This is a genomic window from Acetobacter sp. A11-2, from assembly GCF_040208445.1.
Taxonomy (GTDB): Bacteria; Pseudomonadota; Alphaproteobacteria; order Acetobacterales; family Acetobacteraceae; genus Acetobacter; species Acetobacter oryzoeni.
In genome coordinates, this window is record NZ_CP157843.1 from 411,886 (window position 1) to 428,335 (window position 16,450).

The 16,450-nt window shown below is 51.8% G+C and carries 14 protein-coding genes, 1 pseudogene and 1 riboswitch; of the genes and pseudogenes, 6 read left to right on the forward strand and 9 right to left on the reverse strand.

The features are described 5' to 3' along the window. Positions 1 to 42: 42 nt before the first annotated feature. Entirely contained in the window at positions 43 to 1,428 is a 1,386-nt protein-coding gene (locus ABNV41_RS01975; RefSeq protein WP_050818493.1) for an IS1380-like element IS1380A family transposase, read from the reverse strand. 91 nt (positions 1,429 to 1,519) lie between these two features. Here ABNV41_RS01975 and ABNV41_RS01980 point away from each other — a divergent pair. The 3 genes and pseudogenes from ABNV41_RS01980 to ABNV41_RS01990 all read left to right on the forward strand — a co-directional run. Beyond that, positions 1,520 to 1,759 (forward strand): annotated as a pseudogene (locus ABNV41_RS01980) (transposase); the annotation flags it as partial. A 123-nt stretch (positions 1,760 to 1,882) separates the two neighbouring features. Further along, complete coding sequence (locus ABNV41_RS01985) at positions 1,883 to 4,624, forward strand: Hint domain-containing protein (protein ID WP_349934890.1); 2,742 nt, start codon at positions 1,883 to 1,885, stop codon at positions 4,622 to 4,624. Between the two features lie 356 nt (positions 4,625 to 4,980). Continuing rightward, on the forward strand, positions 4,981 to 5,937 hold the full coding sequence (locus ABNV41_RS01990) for an alpha/beta hydrolase (RefSeq protein ID WP_003624578.1): 957 nt from the start codon (positions 4,981 to 4,983) through the stop codon (positions 5,935 to 5,937). 51 nt (positions 5,938 to 5,988) lie between these two features. Here ABNV41_RS01990 and ABNV41_RS01995 read toward each other — a convergent pair whose 3' ends face one another. Together ABNV41_RS01995 and ABNV41_RS02000 are read right to left on the reverse strand one after the other, a co-directional pair. Further along, positions 5,989 to 6,693: a hypothetical protein gene (locus ABNV41_RS01995; RefSeq protein WP_050818277.1), complete on the reverse strand. Its 705-nt coding sequence runs from the start codon at positions 6,691 to 6,693 to the stop codon at positions 5,989 to 5,991. Between the two features lie 101 nt (positions 6,694 to 6,794). Continuing rightward, positions 6,795 to 7,037, reverse strand: a complete 243-nt coding sequence (locus tag ABNV41_RS02000; protein WP_050818276.1) for a hypothetical protein — start codon at positions 7,035 to 7,037, stop codon at positions 6,795 to 6,797. A gap of 225 nt (positions 7,038 to 7,262) precedes the next feature. On the opposite strand from ABNV41_RS02000, the gene ABNV41_RS02005 reads away from it, so the two are divergent. Beyond that, positions 7,263 to 8,621 (forward strand): NCS2 family permease, encoded by a 1,359-nt coding sequence (locus tag ABNV41_RS02005; protein ID WP_087651889.1) that lies wholly within the window; start codon positions 7,263 to 7,265, stop codon positions 8,619 to 8,621. 47 nt (positions 8,622 to 8,668) lie between these two features. Here the strand turns inward: ABNV41_RS02005 and ABNV41_RS02010 are convergent, their stop codons facing one another. The 6 genes from ABNV41_RS02010 to ABNV41_RS02035 all read right to left on the reverse strand — a co-directional run bounded on the left by ABNV41_RS02010 (position 8,669) and on the right by ABNV41_RS02035 (position 14,329). Next, a complete protein-coding gene (locus ABNV41_RS02010) occupies positions 8,669 to 9,985 on the reverse strand; it encodes an outer membrane beta-barrel protein (RefSeq protein WP_349934891.1) in 1,317 nt (438 codons plus the stop codon). Positions 9,986 to 10,114: 129 nt separating this feature from the next. Beyond that, positions 10,115 to 10,702 (reverse strand): hypothetical protein, encoded by a 588-nt coding sequence (locus ABNV41_RS02015; RefSeq protein ID WP_197687330.1) that lies wholly within the window; start codon positions 10,700 to 10,702, stop codon positions 10,115 to 10,117. A 42-nt stretch (positions 10,703 to 10,744) separates the two neighbouring features. Beyond that, the gene (locus ABNV41_RS02020; protein WP_050818272.1) at positions 10,745 to 11,296 is read right to left on the reverse strand and encodes a flavodoxin family protein; all 552 of its coding nucleotides are present in this window, start codon (positions 11,294 to 11,296) and stop codon (positions 10,745 to 10,747) included. Positions 11,297 to 11,480: 184 nt separating this feature from the next. Continuing rightward, on the reverse strand, positions 11,481 to 12,119 hold the full coding sequence (petA, locus tag ABNV41_RS02025) for a ubiquinol-cytochrome c reductase iron-sulfur subunit (RefSeq protein WP_003624571.1): 639 nt from the start codon (positions 12,117 to 12,119) through the stop codon (positions 11,481 to 11,483). A gap of 18 nt (positions 12,120 to 12,137) precedes the next feature. Beyond that, positions 12,138 to 12,911 carry a cytochrome c1 gene (locus ABNV41_RS02030; RefSeq protein WP_003624569.1) on the reverse strand — a complete coding sequence of 258 codons (774 nt, stop codon included), beginning with the start codon at positions 12,909 to 12,911 and terminating at the stop codon, positions 12,138 to 12,140. Next, positions 12,911 to 14,329, reverse strand: coding sequence for a cytochrome b N-terminal domain-containing protein (locus ABNV41_RS02035; RefSeq protein WP_080986833.1), 1,419 nt, complete (start codon positions 14,327 to 14,329; stop codon positions 12,911 to 12,913). The genes ABNV41_RS02030 and ABNV41_RS02035 overlap by 1 nt, the downstream gene beginning before the upstream one ends. A 230-nt stretch (positions 14,330 to 14,559) precedes the next feature. Beyond that, a riboswitch (FMN riboswitch) is annotated at positions 14,560 to 14,706 on the forward strand. 99 nt (positions 14,707 to 14,805) lie between these two features. On the opposite strand from ABNV41_RS02035, the gene ribD reads away from it, so the two are divergent. Both ribD and ABNV41_RS02045 read left to right on the forward strand, forming a co-directional pair. Continuing rightward, positions 14,806 to 15,858, forward strand: coding sequence for a bifunctional diaminohydroxyphosphoribosylaminopyrimidine deaminase/5-amino-6-(5-phosphoribosylamino)uracil reductase RibD (gene ribD, locus ABNV41_RS02040; protein WP_087651891.1), 1,053 nt, complete (start codon positions 14,806 to 14,808; stop codon positions 15,856 to 15,858). Continuing rightward, positions 15,840 to 16,442: a riboflavin synthase gene (locus tag ABNV41_RS02045; RefSeq protein ID WP_050818271.1), complete on the forward strand. Its 603-nt coding sequence runs from the start codon at positions 15,840 to 15,842 to the stop codon at positions 16,440 to 16,442. The genes ribD and ABNV41_RS02045 overlap by 19 nt, the downstream gene beginning before the upstream one ends. The last annotated feature ends 8 nt before the right edge of the window (positions 16,443 to 16,450 follow it).

Genomic DNA, 16,450 nt, shown 5'->3' on the forward strand with positions numbered 1-16,450 from the left:
AGTGTTGGTGGAAGCTATGTGGTCTGTGCACTGTCTGTTTCTTCAGATGGCCTGCCGGAGCCTTCGCAATCGTGCATGAGCGAGGGCGAATTCATGCTGACAGGGGAACATGTCCGGCATGGACAGGACAATCCGACGGACGCTGAGCGTTACACGTGTCGCGATTTTGAGCAGCCGTGCGCGTATGGTGCCACAGGTCGCCGTCTCCAGGCTGGTCTGGCCAAGGGCCAGTCTTTGCAGAGCGGTCAGCAGGACATAGGCTGCGGCCGAGAACCACAGCCGGAGCTGGTTGGCCCGGATGGTGTGGGACGAGGTCCTGTCTGAGAACAGATCCATCTGGCATTCCTTGATACGGTTTTCCATATCCCCGCGTGCGCAGTAAATCTGTTCGTAGAGATGGCGGGGGTCGGACATTCCCTGCGGTAGGGTGGTGACAATGAAGCGATGATAGCGGTTGCCGTGGCGCCATTCGGCCTTGGCCACGACCCGCCTGCGGCGCGTCCAGCTGTCCTTTGTGATCCAGTCAAAGGAGGCGAAACCGCGCGCAGCTCTGCCTGTCGTGGCGGCTTCGTCACGAACCTCAGCGGACAAAGAGGCAATCCGGTCATACAGGCGGGTGTTGCCTGCAAGCCCGAACAGGAAGTCAACGTGGTTGTCTTCGCACCATGTCATCAGACTGTCCCGGGCGAAACCGCTGTCCCCACGCACCAGGATACGCACCCGGGGCCAACGGCTCCTGATCTGCTCGACGATCCGGCGGATGTCTGCCAGTGCTTCCTTCCCCGGGTCCCTGTCTGCCGTGCGCAGGGTGGCGCTCAGGAGATGGTCTCCGCAGAAGATGTATAACGGCAGATAGCAGTTATGGCCGTAATACCCATGAAAGGCCCGGCCTTCCTGATGGCCATGGATACGGTCATCGGTGGCATCCACATCCAGAACGATCCGGGCGGGTGCGCGCTCATGCTGGTCCATGAAGAGCGTCACGAACAGGGTAGCCAGGGCCTCATGATCAGCAATGATGCGGCAGTAACGATCTGCCTTGTGGCCACTGCGCTCCAGCCGGTTCAGCGTGGATTTTCCTGCCAGTGCTGCGCAGTTTGCCCGGCCTCCTGACAGACGGCCCGAGGCCAGACCAAAGATCAGGTCATGCCGCAGGGCATCGTGATCATTGAGATCTTCATAGCCCAGTGCCAGGCCCATGATCCGCTGACGGACAAGGTCTTCAACCCGGTATTCCACAAAGCCGGGATGCCGCTTATCGCGAAAACAGGCAGCAAAGCGGCGGCTGAGACCCAGAATGTCATCAGCCTGCTTCACCAGAATGACGCCCCCATCCGAACTCATGCGACCCCCGTCAAAACGGGCCACAACACGCCGTCCACAGGAGGCTGGAAATTCATACGCGCCTGCGCTACACTCTGTCTGCATCGGGTTTTCTTATAGCTTACGAAAATTTCTTTTACACAAAATAGACTTTTTCATAATCTAACCCGATGTACAACCCTTCTGTGAGATTTCCGCGTCGAACGCCATGCGTGAACGGATATGGGACATGGGAGCACGGCCAGCCATTCCCGCGAAACGACGCGATGGCCCGGTCGCCTGCCCCAAATGGGCCTATCGGTGTCGGCATCTCGTTGAGAACCTCTGGGCTCGCCTCAAGGAGTGGCGCGCTGTCGCAACCAGATATGAAAAAACAGCAACGTCGTTCCTCGCGGTCATCCACATCGCTGCCGCAGCAGACTGGATCAAGCCCTAACAGGCCCTAATTATAGAATATACAAATGGTTCAGCATACAACACCACTATCAACAATGGTGGTGAAGATGCTGTTCTGAATGGTTTAAGTGAATCCGCAATCGTTTCTTCCGGCGGCCTTCAGTTGGCGAAAACAAAAGGGGTTACTTCTGGAACAATACTGGATGGCGGGCAGCTTCAGGTAAGTGCTGGTGGTATTGCATCTGGCACAACAGTGAATGCCGGTGGCCTTGAAGTTGTGAGCTCGGGTGGCACAGCTATTAACCAGACTGTAAATGCCAGCGGCACCGTAGATATTCAGTCTGATGGCAGCGCCTCCAATACTCTGGTTCATCGCTATGGCGTAGAGAATGTTGCTCAGGGTGGTGTTGTCAGCAATTTCACCATTGATATGGGGCGGCAGAATAACGCCGGCAGTGCCGTAAGTGGCCTGATTGAGAATTTGGGTGAAGAGCGCGTTCAGTCTGGCGGTTATGATGCCGACATGACAGTTACCGGCCACGGGCATGAAGTGGTGAGCGCGGGTGGTACTGCCGTAAACACAATTTTTAATGATACGGGTTTTGGCTTTATTGCAGGCACACTGGATAATGCCACGGTAAATTCTGGTGGCTGGATCAATGTTTCATCGGGTGGCCTAACGTCTCACACAACAATTAATGGAAGCGGGAGCGAATACGTAAACGCTGGCGGCAGTGCTGTTGATCAGACGGTAAACGCTCATGGCACGCTAACAATTGCATCCGCCGGTATTATTGGTGGCATAACCGTGCTGAGCGGCGGTGCATTGAGCGGTGGCGTTTTAAGTGCTGGAGCAAAAGTTTCTGCGCTGTCTGGAGGTTACGAAAGCGGCGTAACAATTACAGCAGGCGGATATTCCGAAGTTGATTCAAAAGGCACGGCCACAAATATCAGTATTGTAGATAACGGTATCCAGACCGTAGCCTCTGGTGGTCTGGTCAGTGGTTTTGAAATCAACCATGCCCGCCAGTATGATTGGGGCAGTGCTGTTTCAGGCACAATCTCTAATCTGGCTGAAGAACGTGTGATGTCCGGCGGGCAGGATAGTGATATGATTGTCACCAGCCACGGGCATGAAGTTGTGAGTGCTGGTGGTATCGCTTATCACACCACGTATAATGTTACCGGCTTTGGCTATATCAGCGGTTCTGCTGTGAGTGCTGTTGTGAATTCTGGCGGCATAGAGTTTGTGCAGAATGGTGGCGTTGCTACATCTACAACAGTCAACAAAGGTGGCCTTGAAGATGTTGATACAGGCGGAATAGCAAAAGGCGAAACCGTAGAAAGCGGTGGCACGCTCGACGTTTATTCTCAGGGTTCCTTGCAGAGTGCTAATGTGTTTGGTGGCACGGTGGATGTTAACTCTGGTGGGTCTGCTGCAGATGTAAATGTTGCCAGTGGCGGCAGGCTGAATGTGCAAAGCGGTGGTGTGCTGAGCGGTACAGAAGCTTTGCAAAATGGTGGCAAAGCCACCATATGGGCCGCAGCTGATGGTGTTGTTGATCTGGAAGGTAGCACCAATACCGGGCTGACCTTGGATGGTATTGATACTTCTTCCGCCACAACTGTTACGACAGAAGTGACTGGTTTTGACGGCAATTCTGCCGGAAACTCGGACGGTATTGTGCTTGCCGGGGTTAAGGCAGCCGATATTACCTCCACCAGTTATTCAGCAGATGGTAATTACGTTACCTTGTCCTTTAACGAGGGCGGATCTGTTACGCTGCATATTGATGATGTCAGCAAGTATGGGTACGAACTTTCTTCTGATGCGGATGGCAATGCCGTTTATGAAGTCTGTTTTCTTGCAGGCTCCATGATCCGCACACCGTCTGGTGATGTTGCAGTTGAAACTTTGCAGTTGGGGGATGAAGTTCTCACATTTGCAGATGGTCAAAGCAGTGTTCGTAAAGTGACATGGGCTGGTAAAGCGCATGCCAATGTGCGGGCTGGTCTGCCAGATGATGAGGCAGGATACCCAGTGCGTATCCTTAAGGATGCCATTGCAGATGGCGTACCTTACAAGGATATGCTGATTACATCTGAACATTGCCTGTTTTTTGAAGGCAAGTTTGTGCCTGTGCGCATGTTGGTGAACGGATCTTCCATCTTTTATGATAAATCCATCACCTCTTACGATTACTATCATGTGGAAATAGAAGAACATTCTGTGATTACAGCAGATGGTATGCTGACAGAAAGCTATCTGGATACCGGTAACCGCCGGGCGTTCCGTCAGGCTGGCTCTGTCATGAGCATGGGCGGAAAAGTCAAAAGCTGGCAAGAAGATGCTGTAGTAGATTTGTGTGTGGATCGTGCTTTTGTGGAGCCGTTGTTCCGCAAATTGGCAGACCGCTCAACAGGTATTGCAGGGCATCTGGTGGCTGAAGCACCGCAGGTTCTTACTGAGGAGCCAGACTTGCACTTGGTAACCGATAAAGGTGCCATTGTGCGTGCCGTGCGGCGTAACGGCCAGCGGTATAGCTTTATGCTGCGTGCAGGTACACGCTTTGTACGCGTTGTTTCCCGCGCTGCACGGCCTGCCGATGTCATCGGGCCTTTTGTGGATGACCGTCGGGTTATGGGCGTAGCTGTAGCGGATGTGCATCTTGCCGCAGCCGGAAAGCAGCATGACATCATCGCACATCTCAAGCAGGACAAGCCCGAAGGCTGGCATGAAACGGATTGGACAGATTGCGCATGGACAGATGGCAATGCCTTGTTGCCCTTGGAAGATCATCTGATCGGCCATGAAATAGCACTGCTTTCCATAACAATTCGCGCTGCAGGGCCTTACATTGCAAACACTGAGAAACAAGCTGATAGCAAAAAGAGATTTGCTTAATTAAAGAAAGTGTTTTCATGGTCAGTCTGGTGTCAATCAGGCTGGCCATGAATCTATCTGGGTAATAGGTTAGCTGGTATTTTTAGAACACCTGTTTTTGCTTGGTGTCGTTTATATTCATACAGAAAACATAGAATATATTATGAATTTCAATTACGTTTAAATGGTATTTCTTTTAATAAAATAAAATTATAATGCGTATAAACATAATATGTTATGTGAAAACCATATATAAAATATCTGAGTATTGTATTTTTATATTGATACCAATCAATAAACTCTAAGGTTCATAGGTATATACACTTGTCTTGCGGCATGGTCTGTGATGCCAGCCGCAAAATAGGAGGCGAGTTACTATGCCAAAATCAGTAGTTAATCCCGAATTCCTTCCCATTCTTGAGAAAATGCCATCTTTTGATGGTCTTTCGTCGCTTTCACTGCCAGAAGTGCGAGAAGTTTTTCTAACATCTGTGCGCCTTATAGAAGGTCGGCCTCTGCCAGATGTTATCACGCGGGAAGAATACGTACCGGGGTTGAACAATGCCCCAGATGTGCGTGTGGTTGTTTATACGCCGCGTGAAGTGCAGCCCAATGCGCCTGCCATGGTTTATATTCATGGTGGCGGTCTTGTTTCTGGCCATCCAGAAGTGGATGACCCCAAATGCCAAAAGCTGGCTAGTGATCTGGGATTTCAGATTTTCTCGGTAGATTATCGGCTGGCGCCTGAGGTCAAATATCCCGGTGCGATTGAAGACTGTTACGCAGTGCTGAAATGGGTGCATGAAAACGCCAGCAAACTTGGTATTTCGCGTGATAAGGTTGTTGTTGCGGGTGAAAGTGCAGGTGGTGGCTTAAGTGCAGCGCTGAGCCTGATGGCGCGTGACAAAAAAGAATACAAACTGGCTTTTCAGTTGCTTATTTACCCCATGCTGGATGATCGCACGGCAATAAACAGTGATCCGGGCGCCAATTTTGGCGAATTTGTCTGGACACGTTCTGCCAACAAATACGCATGGCAGGCTTATCTGGGTGATAAAGCGGGTGGCCCGCAAACGCCACCATATGCAGCAGCTGGCCGTGCAACTGATCTGGCAGGTTTGCCTCCCACCTTTATTGGTGTGGGATCAATGGATCTGTTTTTGAAAGAAGACCTTGATTACGCAACCCGCCTGATGGCAGCGGCCGTGCCAACGGAAGTTATGGTGGTGCCGGGGGCGTATCATGTGTTTGATATGTATGTGCCAGATGCCGAACTTTCCCGTAGGTTTATGGATGCCTACTGTGCAGCACTTAAACGCACATTGAATCTGTAATACCAACAGTGTCTGACAGGTTGTTTAGCCTGTCAGGCTGTGGTGTTAGCTTTACCCACCACCTCTGCATGAAGCCATTTCTCTGATGGAAACGGCTTCCGATGCAGCCTTGCGAAGCTGCAAGGCACAACTTTGCGCAGAAATAATCATTCTTTGTGCGCTAGCAGAAAAGGGCAATCTGCCGCCGCTTTTGCCTGCTGCAATAAGAGCAAGATCCTTATACGCATCTACAAAAATATTTTGTGCAACACTGCCAATATCCTCACAGCCGCCTAAATCTGTCGGTTGGAACATGTTTTTTGCGCGAAAACAAAGCAGAGAGATCTTTTTTCCGGCTGAATAAGATGAGGCTGCATTGACTCCATTATTGGAGAGATAGGCTTGCACATCATCTATACCTGATGGGGATGAGGCATAATCAACATAAAAATCTTCCCCTGTTTGAGAAACAGAAAGAACCTGCCCGGTAATATAGATGGGCTTGTCCATAGGAAAATCTGTGGCCGCCGTAGAGGAATGAGACTTCCAGTGTGCCCAATAGGCTTGAGCCGTTACGGGTGTTGGGCGCGGAAAAACAGGAGCCCAATTTATAAGGCTTTTGCCGCCGCTTAGAAATGTTTTGATATCATTGGTCAGTAAAATGGATGCGGCATCTACATAAGGATAGGCATCATCAACAGTCTGCGGCGCAGAAGAGGCCATAACTGGTGTTGCCCATATCAGCATGGCAACCAGAAGTAACTTTTTCAAATTCATCTCCCTTCTTTGTCCGCAATTATATCTTCGGAGAGAAGAAGAGGGAGCCCCGGTCTACATTTTGGTGGCAGGTGGTTTTGGGCCACCTGCCTGCGCAATTTTCAGGAATGTGCGGCAATAACGGTTTTTGCCAGAGATTCAATATCAGAGGCTTCTACGCCCTCTGGGTTGCGCTCTGCTTTTTTGGCTACTTCGCGTTCGGCTTCACCAGCCTTTACGCCGCCTTTTAGCACATAGTTTGCAAGTTCGCGCACTTCTTCCTTGGTTGCCAGCTTGGGCTGCTTAAGGGCGCGTTCTGCCAGATGGAAAAGGGAGCTGGTTTCGTGCGGTGCTTTATCAGTCATAGAAAATATCCTTTTTGTCTTGATGCTTAAACCTAAGCACTTGTTCATTCTACGAAATGGGGATGCCTCCAGTATTCGGCTACGGGGGCAGGCCGGATAGCTGCTATGTGCTGCGCAGATTACATTCGTTAGCGCAGGAAAACTTTTATTCCGCTGGTGTTATTTTTGTTCGTACATCCGTAAGATACAGCAGAAACTGGCCCTAGCAGCACTGCCGAGGAATGGATGAGATATTTATGGTCAGGCATGCGTGCATGTCTGGATCGTGCTTTTGATATTTCTGGCCGAGGGTCCAGTATCCCCAAGGAGGTTGTGGCAGGTATCACCACCTTTGGGGCTATGGCCTATATTATGGCGGTTAACCCCAATATTCTGGCCTCTGCCGGGTTAGACCAGCATGCCATGGTTATCACCACAATAGCTTCTGCTGTTGTGGGGTCTTTCATTATGGCCGTGGGGGCTAATCTGCCTATCGCGCTGGCACCAGTTATGAGCAGCAACGTGGTATTTGCCCAGATTGTTGTTGTGCGTATGGGGGTGCCACCGGCTCAGGCCTTTACCATGGTGTTGTTGGGTGGGCTTGGGTTTCTGTTCCTCTCCCTCACGCCGTGGCGGCGTAGAATTGTTGAAACATTCCCGCTTTCAGTCAAACAGGGTATTCATTTTGCTATTGGGGCCTTTGTGGCTCATATCGGCATTGTAAATGGTGGTTTGGTAACCAAGGGCGGGGAAGGGTTGGTATTCGGGCAACTGTCCAACCCCGTTGTGTTGTTGGCCTTGGCCGGGGTTTTTCTGGCCATGATGTTAAAATGGGCGCGTATACCTGCGGCCATTTTACTATCTGTTATTGCAGTAACCATTGCCGGGCTGTGGGTTGCGCATCCAGATGGCAGCAGGGTTACACAACTGCCAGCGCATTGGGTGGATTGGCCTTCCTACCCGTGGTTCATGTTATTCCCGTATGATTTTCATGGCCTGTTTGCCAATCTGTTTCTGGTTTTACCCATAACGCTTTATTTCTTTTTGGGTGATTTTTTTGATGCCACGGGCACCATGATGGCCGTGATGCAGCGTTCTGGCCTGAAGGATAAGCAGGGGCAGCCTTTGCTGGCAAAATCGGCTTTTGTGGCAGATGCAACAGCCAGTGTTATTGGGTCTGCTTTAGGCACGTCTACGGTTTCCGCATATTTGGAATCTCTGGTGGGGGTAGAAGAGGGTGGACGCACGGGTCTGACAGCACTGGTGGTGGCCTGCCTGTTTGCTGTGTCCTCCATCTTGTGGCCGCTCATCATTTGTGTGCCTGCTGTGGCAACGGCATCGGCCCTTATTCTGGTGGGATTGGGTATGTTGGGCAGCCTGCCAGATCTGAAATCTTTGGCTGTGCAGGAGCGGGTTATTCCGCTGTTTATGCTGCTTGTTACCGTGCTGACGGGTGATTTTATGGTCAGTCTGGCATTTGGTTTGCTGCTGCACACAGCCTTTGTGCTGACAACCCGCAAATGGGCGGAACTTACCCTGATGCTCTGCGGGCTAGACTGTGTATTTATTTTGTATCTGGTGCTCTCATCCAGATTGGGTAACTAAAAAACAAAGCAGGCTGCCACGGACATGACAGCCTGTGCTTGAGTGTATCAGAACCCGATAACGGCATCGCCACCAAAGGTGAACATGCCGTTGTTTCGGCCACCGTTAAAAGGCGTGGTGCCGTTAAGGGAACGATCAAACCGTATTTCCGGCCGCAACTGGAAGACGCGCACGTGGTGCCCCAAATCCGGATGATATACGACGTTTAAAGACAGATCTCCATACGTGGTGCCATGGCCAGATGGGCCAGCAACGGTTTCTCCACCCGTGCCAGCCAAGGCTTCCATATAGGAATTGTTGCCGCGGAAGGTAGCCACCATCATGTTGTTATTATCGCGGTAGATTTCCCCACGGTAATTGAAGGTGAACTCCTTGTTGATCTTGTAGCTGAGGAAGCTGACAAAACTTTCTGCATCAGCACCAGCAAACTGCCCACGCGCCCCAATGCCGCGCACGCCTTCATCATGCAGATAGTTGAATTCTGCAGTAACAGAAAGCTTGTCGTTGATAGTATAGGTAGCGTTGATATCGTTCCAGAAGCGCTGCGCATGGTCTGCTTCATAATGTCCGACACTGCGCCATGAGTTTTCTGGCCCAACGCGGCTGAGCTCTACAATACGTAGTTTGCCATGTGCCAGATTGTTAAGGTTAAAGCCAAAATAGGCTGCAGGCATGTGGTTGTTATCAGAATTGCCAAAGGATGTCTGGTTGCCGGTATCAATCCCGAACGTTACATCTACCATGGGTGTTACGTGCCAGTTAAACATGGCGCCAATGTGCTCAAACGGCACAGAATATTCAGATGTATAGGCAAGCGTATAAAAGGCGCGGGATGTCGGGTCTAATCCTTCAACGCCCATTGGGGCCTGCAGAATACCAACCTGCATATCCAGCCCACCTTTTGTCAGCCAAGGCAGATGGACATCTACATGTGCTTGGGCGGGAATAAGCTGGTAACGCGCCTTCCATTCCTGATCTGAAATACCCAGCACATGGTAGTATCTGGCATCGGAACCATACAGCCCCTCCAGCGTGAAGCCGATTTGATAGTCGTTCAGGCTGGAATCAATGGCTTTGGAGATGGTGAATTCAGCTTGGTTGAGCTGCACCTGGTTAGCATGATCAGCCAGAAAGTCCCCGTAGTTATAGCCGGGGTTGGGGCGTGCCGGGTTGGCCATGATACCGCCTTCAATCTGCCCCGTAAGGGTAATATCAGCCAGCCAGCGGCCCAAGCTGGAACTGCTTGTCTTCAGGCTTGTAAAGGGCAGAACCTGCGCGTGTGCTGTTTTGTGCATGACAGGAAGCAACAGTGAAGATGCAGAAAACAGCAAGAAAAGTTTTGTTTGTTTGGGAAGCGTCGTCATGGAGGGTATTTCCCCTTCAGCGCGGCAGGTTGTATGGCCAGATCACTGGGAAGTGTAGATAAAAACATTCCGAAAAAGAAATAACAAAGAAATGATATATGTTATCCGCTGATAGAGTGATTTTATGGGTTATAGTTTTTGCCGCATTTGTTGCCGTAGGTCGTTACAGCGCTTTGTATAATGTGCTGCCTTAAACGCAGTAATAAAGTTAATGAAAAATGCCGCTGCCAAGGAGAGGAACGAAAGTAATGTCAGTAACTCTCCTGATGTTCTGATTGGGTCATCGTAATGCAAACCAGAATACCACAACAGACTTATGCTCACGATTGCACCAATAAAGCCGAAAACACCAGTTGTTTTAATCATGGAATCTTCCACGGTTTCAAACTCTGATGTTTCACGCCATAGGTCAAAAAGCTGGCGGTCTATTTCCCCTACCGCGCCAGCATGGGCGGCTTTATCTTCTGTTGTCACTTTGTGTGGGTTCTTGCGGTAGATTTCCAGCTCCTGCCGTGCCTTGGAAAACACACGGCGGCGTTCCTTAATGGCGGGGATGCTGATATCCACAAAGCTGAGAATAGCAACATTCAAGCCAGCGGAAAGCTGGATGATAGCCTGAAAATCCCCCCAAGAAACAGCCATTACGTCCCCGTTTGTGGTAGATACTAGGGGTGTTTTAGCGTTTGAGGGGCTGGCTGAAAAAGGTATAGCCAGCATGTCTGCTATTCCGCGGCAGGAAACATGCTGGCTAAGTGTCTGTTATTTAAAGCGAGAAGTTACTTCTGCAATACGTGCGCCGTAAGCTGTTGCTGTATCCAGATCCCCGCTGGGAATTTCATCTACGCTGGCATCAGATGGGCTTTGTACCAACAGGCCAGCGGCACCACCCAGCACGTTGAGATCTGCTTTTGTAGCTGCTTTGGTGTTGGAAGGTAGCAGGTCAAGACTGATCCAGATTCCACCGTGCTGAGCCGCCAGAACCTGAAGCCATGCCATGGTGCAGCCTTTATCCCCCACCGGGCTGGCGCTGTTTGTAAAGCCGGCAAACAGCTTGTTCTGCCACCCACGATTAAACCAGATGCGGGATGTGGCATCTGCAAACTTTTTAAACTGCCAACTGGCATTACCCATATAGGTGGGGGTACCAAACACAATGGTTTTGGCTTTGTCTAAAGCTTCCCAACTGCTTTCTGGCAGATCACCATTTTGATCAATTTCCAGCAGTGTGGCGTTGGCACCTTTGGCAACGTATTCTGCAACCCGGCGGGTATGACCAAACCCAGAATGATAAACCACCACAATATCAGACATCTATTTTACACCCTTGCAATCAAGCTGGTTAGAAAAAGCAACCACAACACAGATTGGCGGTTTTCCATTCCCTCGATAAGAGTGAATTTTGACAATTCATCTCACACTCTCAGAGTGAGATAAGAGTGTCTGTTATGCAGATATAAAAAACGCCGCAGGGTGAATGCGGCGTTTGTAGAGAAGATTAAATCTGTTCGATTGTTGAGAAATCGAAGTTTTCCCCTTTGGGGTTTTCTCCTAGCCTGATGCTGGTGGGCGAGGGCATGGAATAAGGCGGGACAGGCAAATTATATGGAGCCGGTGCGCCTTTATAAACGCGGCCTGCCAGATCAAACTTTGATCCGTGGCACGGGCAGCCATAGCCACCACATGTATCGGCCGTGTTGCCTGTAGGTTGGTTAAGGCCCGGCACGCAGCCCAAATGCGTGCAAATACCCACGTAAACGCCATATTCCGGCACAAGAGAGCGATGCCAGTTGCGGGCATAAGCGGGCTGCTGGTTTGCCGTGGATTCTGCATCCCGCAGTTTTTCGGCCAGAGCGTGGTCTTGCAGCAGAGCAATTTCTTCCGGCGTGCGGCGCATGATAAAGACAGGCTTGCCCTGCCAAACAACCGTCATCTGCTGGCCGGGAGTGAGCTTGGAAATATCAACATCCACTGGCAGATGGGCGGATGCACTGTCTTGCGGCTTCAGGCTTTGCACAAACGGAACAGCACAGGCTGCCAAGCCTGTAACTGTGCCAGCCGTGGTTACAATTCCCAAAAAGTCACGGCGTCCGGGGGCTTGTTCTGTTGCTGCGGTTTCTTCGGTTTCGCGTGTCATGCTGTTCGTGCTTTCCGTTTATCCGTGCGATTTCAGGTTTTTCCAGATTTTCCGCTTCCATGCGATAGCCAGAACAAGCAGAACAGCCAGATAAGCCAGAACCCCTTTGCCAATATGGTGGCGCTCATTACGGTGTGGATCTGCAGCCCAGACCAGGAAGGTGGTAATATCCTTGGCCTGCTGCTCCACAGTTGCCGGTGTGCCATCTGGGTATTGAATGGCACCGTTCATTAACGGCGGGGGCATGCCAATCATATGGCCTTCTGCCCAATCATTATAGAACTTGCCCGGCACAATAGGGGCATCCGCCGGCGGGGGCATGCGGTAACCTGTTAGAAAGGCGTAAAGCCAATCTGCCCCACCGGGGTGCACAGCCGCCAAGCGAGATTGATCTGGCGGTGCAACCCCACCCATAACCGCAGCCGCTGCGGCATCATTGGGGAAGGGGGAGCGGAAGTGATCATCCGGCAAACCGGGCCGCATTGTGGGCATGCCGGAGATGCCAACCGGGCCGGGAATCTGCTTGCTATGGGCAAGGTCTGTAATCGCCTGATCACTTAGCCCAATTCCTTCCAGATCCCGATATGTCAGGCTACGCATGCCGTGGCAGCTGGCGCATACATGATCATACACCAAAAAGCCGCGCTGCAGGCTGGCTTTATCATATGTGCCGGTTGCGCCTTCAAAGCTCCATTTCTGATGCGGCGGGGCTTTATCTGGCGTGTTGGCCAGTGCGGGCATTGCAAGGGTAAACGCAGCCAGCAAGGAGCCTGCAAAAACATGCTTACGCATCAGGCATCTCCCTGTGAGGCAGCAATGGAGGAAGGGAGAGGGCGCGTTTTTTCCGTGCGGGAAACAAGGGGAAGGAACACAAGGAAATACCCAAAATAATAAAGCCCGGCCAAACGGGCGGCAATCAGCCAGCCACCTTGTGCGTGATGCTTACCTGCATCTGCCAGCACAATAAATGCACACACAACGCCTAAAAGCCCAATGCGGCACAGGGGGCGGAAACGCATGGAGCGCACGGGGGAGCGATCAAGCCACGGCAAAGCAAACAGAACCAGCAAAGAGCCTGCGGCGGCAACCAGCCCACCAAACTTGGATGGCACGGATTGCAGAAGCCCATAAAACGGCAGGAAATACCATTCTGGCTCAATGTCTGCCGGGGTGTGCATGGGGTCTGCCGGGGTGTAGTTGTCTGGCTCAATCAGCATGTTGGGCCAAAAGAACATCAGGGCTGCAAACACCATGGCAAACAGAATAAGCCCAACCAGATCCTTGCTGACATAGTAAGGATAGAAAGGCACCGTATCTTTGGGTGTGCGTGGTTCAACACCAGTGGGGTTGTTGGAGCCTGAAACGTGCACGGCTGCTACGTGCATGCCCACAACACCCACAATCAGAAATGCCAGAACAAAGTGCAGCACAAAAAAGCGGTGGAGGAAGATGTCTCCCAGATGGTCACTGCCTGTCATGATGTGTTCCAGCGTTGGGCCAATACCCGGTATGGCACCTACGGCTTTGGTAATTACATCCGCGCCCCAGTAAGACATCTGGCCCCATGGCAGCAGATAGCCTGCAAACGCAGTGGCCATAACCATTAGCATCAGCACAAGGCCGGTTAGCCACAGCAGTTCACGCGGGGCTTTGTAAGACCCGTAATAAAGCCCACGAAACAGATGCAGATACAGAGCGGCCAAAAACAGGTTGGCACCTGTCATATGCATGGCACGTAAAAGCCACCCGCCAGAAAGCTGGCGTTCTATGGCTTCAACAGAAAGAAAAGCCCCTGCGTCTGTGGGGGTATAGTTCATGGCAAGAAAAATGCCGCTTGCCAGCATCAGCCCCAGAACAAGCGTAAGAATAGCCCCAAAATTCCACCAGCCATTCAGATTGCGCGGCACACGGAAATCAACATATTCAGCCCGAAAGGCGGAAATGACCGGAAGGCGTCTGTTAATCCAGCCAGCCAGGCCAGAATAAGGTGGTGTGGAAGAAGCAGATGTTTGCTTCTGGTCGGGTATGCTCATGGTAAATCCATGTTGGCTGGCAGAAACAGGGGCAGGCAGTGCTCCGTGTTCCGCTGTGGCTGTAAGGGAAGGCAACGCATACCCAAAAGCGATATGCGGAATCCATGGCTCAGATGAGATATGAAGGGCATACAGGTTAAAGTCGTTTCGTCTGCCTGCGTATGATGCAAAACGCACGTGCTTGGTGTTGTGCCATAAAAACCTGCCATAGATTGCTATCAGAATAACCAAGATTAAGGAGCAATAAGTTCCTTTTACCTGATCCAGATAGATGCGGCGGCATCATAACTTTGCCGAAACATTTGGGCAAGGTGGGTGCAGTTTTTAACAAACTGTGAAGGCATTTGCTCTTGCATAAGGCAAAATGCAGGGCCATCATACTTGTTATCACTCGCATGTTGTGGGTGTGATGTTCTCAGGGCAGGGTGAAAATCCCTACCGGCGGTAAGCAGCCTACAGCGTTGTAAGCCCGCGAGCGCCCGCTTCTGGCGGGGTCAGCAGATCCGGTGCAATTCCGGGGCCGACGGTTACAGTCCGGATGGAAGAGAACAGAAAGACTGGTGCGTGGTCGTGATTCGTTTAGAATTACGTGCGTGCAAGGCTATCTTATGCCCTGAGTCCGTCTGGTTTATGAGAACGCGGGCAGAAACAGGGTGAACAGCTTTTCACAGATTTCCCGACAGATCATGCCAGAACGCATTGGCGCGGCGTTTAACCTTGCCGTGGCTGAGGCGTGGAGCTTTGTAGGGCGTACAGCCCCCAACCCGCCGGTAGGGTGTGTGCTGCTGGATGCGCAAGGAGATGTGCTGGTTGTGGCCGCACATCATCAGGCAGGCACCGCACATGCAGAAAGACTGGCCGTAGAGCAGGCGCGTGCTCTTGGGTTGGTGGAGCGGATTGATACCGCTGTTGTTACGCTGGAGCCCTGCAATCATACCGGTCGCACCCCCCCATGTACGGAAGCACTGCTTTCTACCCCTGTAAAAACTGTCTGGATTGGCTGTGCAGACCCTAACCCGCATGTGCAGGGCGGGGGCGCTGCCCGGCTGGAACATGAAGGTATTACGGTTAACCGTTTGTGGCAGTGCATGAATGCTGCGGCCACATATGCGCGCTGCCGTGCGTTATTGGCCCCATTTGCCATGCGCATGACACACGGGCGGCCTTGGGTAACCGTTAAACAGGCACTGGATAGCAAAGGCTCCATGGTGCCCCCAAAAGGGCAAAAAACCTTTACAACTCCGGCATCCCTCCGTCTGGCGCATACTTTGCGGCGTGTCACAGATGGCATTGTGACAGCTACAGGCACTGTATTGGCTGACCGGCCCACACTAACCGTGAGGCATGTTGAAGATCATCCTGAACGCCGCCGCCTGTTGGTGGTGTGTGGGCAGGAACAACATGCGCCGACTGAGTGGCTAGCCAGCGTTTCCGCCACGTTTGATGTGCGCTTCTGCCCCGATATTGCGCAACTGCCAGATATTCTGGCGCAAAGCGATGCGCTGTGGGTGCTGGTAGAAGCCGGGCCAACTCTGCTTGAGGCCCTTAAAACCCATAATTTGTGGGATGATTGGCTGACCATTCGTCAGGATGCTTCAGGGCAGGATCATCTTGCTGTTTCAACCCAACATGATGTCACACCTCTTTCTCTTTTTCCCGAGTGGGTGCGGTGTGCGCAGGAGCAGGTATGTTTTCCGGTATCATAGAATCTCTCGGTCATGTGGCTAAGGTGGAGCGCAGCCCCCAGTCTCTTATGCTGGAAGTGGAAACAGGGCTGCACGATGTGGCGGAGGGGGAAAGCATAGCCGTAAACGGTGTGTGCCTAACTGCTGTAGAGCCTTCAACAACCGGCCTTGTCCGCTTTTTTGTAAGCAGTGAGACACTGGACTGCACCACATTGGGCGTGCTTGAGGCTGGGGGCCGGGTTAATCTGGAACGGGCCGTTACGCCTGCCACGCGTCTTTCTGGCCATATTGTGCAAGGCCATGTGGATGCCGTGGCACGGTTTACAGAATGTACCCAGTTTGGTGATGCGCGGCGCGTGGTGTTTGAAGTGCCAGCCCAATTGCGGCGCTACATGGTGCCCAAAGGCTCTGTGGCACTTGCGGGCATTAGCCTGACGCTGAATGAAGTGGGTGAGCCAAACGGCGAGACCTTTCCCATCGAACTGATGATTATCCCGCACACATGGGAGCACACCACGCTCGGCACGCTTAAAGTCGGTGATGCCGTGAATGTGGAAGTGGATATCATTGCCAAATATGTGGAGGCACAATGCCGGACCAAGTAAATACAGCA